Below are 1,779 nucleotides of genomic sequence, written 5' to 3' on the forward strand. Positions count from 1 at the left end.
CTCCCCGTATAGTGACGGGGAGAAGGGGGCTGGCCGAAGCCTCGGCGCTCTTTTCTCCAACGCTGGCGATTGGCGAAATCGATGGCGACAGCGTCCCTCTCCCCGTCACTATACGGGGAGAGGATGCCGGCAGGCAGGTGAGGGGCGGCGCCGACGTCCGCAATCAGAGGCAACCTCATCGCACTACGACCTTCCCTCCGCGCCGGTCATCATCAGCCCGAGCCTCGCGACGGTGGCCTCCGCGCCGGAAAGCGTGCCGGCGATGCGGCCCTCATACATCACCGCGATGCGGTCCGAGAGCATCAGCAATTCCTCGAGATCCTCGCCGATGATGATGATGCCGCAGCCCTTGGCGCGCATGGCGAGGAACTTCTCGTGGATGAAGCGGGCGGCGCCGATGTCGAGCCCGCGCGTCGGCTGCGAGACGATCAGTACTTTTGGGTCGAAGGCGAGCTCGCGCGCCAAAAGCGCCTTCTGCAGATTGCCGCCGGAAAGCGCGCCGGCGCGCACCATCGGCCCGGGACAGCGTATGTCGTAGGCCTTGATCTGCGCCTCGGCGAAGGCGCGGATCGCGGCCGGATTGAGCAGCCCCTTGCGGCTGAAGGCCTCGGTTCCGACGCGCGGCAGCACCATGGAATCGGCGAGCGGCAGGTTGGTGACCAGGCCGGTCGTCATCCGGTCTTCCGGAATACGGCCGAGCCCGAGCGCCTGCAGTGCGCGCGGCGAGAATTGCGTCACCTTTTTGCCGGCTATCGTCATCGTGCCGGCTTGAGGCTGCAACATGCCGGAGATGACGTCGGCGAGCGCCCGCTGGCCGTTGCCGGAAACGCCGGCGATACCCAGGATCTCCCCGGCGCGGACGAAAAGCGACACCTCGCGCAGCGGCGTGCCGGCATGGCCGGTAGTGGAAATAGCGTCGAGCGTCAGCACCGAGGCACCGGGCGTCGTAGCCTCTTTGGTCGGCGGTACGATCTCGTGGCCGCACATCAGCTTCGCCATCTCGGCCGAGGTCGTGCTGGCCGGATGATCGACGCGGCCGGCGACCTTGCCGTGGCGCAGCACCACGCAGCGATGCGTGAGCGCTCTGACCTCGTTGAGCTTGTGCGAGATGAAGATGATGCCGAGCCCTTGGGCTGCCATGGACCGCAAAGCGGCGAACAGGCCGTCCACTTCACTCGGCGCCAGCACCGCCGTCGGCTCGTCGAGGATCAAAAGCTTGGCGCCGCGAAACAGCGCCTTGATGATTTCCAGCCGCTGCTGCTCGCCGACCGAGAGCGCCGAGACCGGCAGGTTCGGATCGAGGCTCAAGCCATGCCGGCTGCCGATTTCCCTGAGCCGGGCGAGCCCGCCCGCGCGATCGATGCGGCCGGACTTGCCGGGGATGCCGATCAGAAGGTTCTCCAGCACCGTCAGCCGTGGCGCCAGATGGAAATGCTGATGCACCATGCCGATGCCGGCGGCCAAGGCATCGGCCGAATCGTGGATGGCGACCGATCTGCCCTCGACCAGGATCTCGCCGGCGTCCGGCGCATAGGCGCCGAACAGCACGTTCATCAGCGTCGTCTTGCCGGCGCCGTTCTCGCCGAGCAGGCCGAGGATCTCGCCCAGCGCGACGCTGAGGTCGACGGCCTCGTTCGCCTTGACGGCGCCGAAGCTCTTGGTGATGCCGCGCATTTCGATGAGAGGGGCGGACAAGGGTGCTCCTGCACTGATACCCCTCCCCCTCGAGGGGAGGGTGCCGAGCGAAGCGAGGCGGGAGGGGTCGCCCCAACCGCCTCG

At 67.3% G+C, this 1,779-nt stretch carries 1 protein-coding gene; it reads right to left on the bottom strand.

Translation table 11 applies throughout. The features are described from left to right. Positions 1–183: 183 nt before the first annotated feature. The gene (locus EOA38_RS35625; RefSeq protein WP_127301421.1) at positions 184–1,695 is read right to left on the bottom strand and encodes an ABC transporter ATP-binding protein; all 1,512 of its coding nucleotides are present in this window, start codon (positions 1,693–1,695) and stop codon (positions 184–186) included. Positions 1,696–1,779 lie beyond the last annotated feature (84 nt).

The organism is Mesorhizobium sp. M1E.F.Ca.ET.041.01.1.1, from assembly GCF_003997355.1.
Classification (GTDB): domain Bacteria; phylum Pseudomonadota; class Alphaproteobacteria; order Rhizobiales; family Rhizobiaceae; genus Mesorhizobium.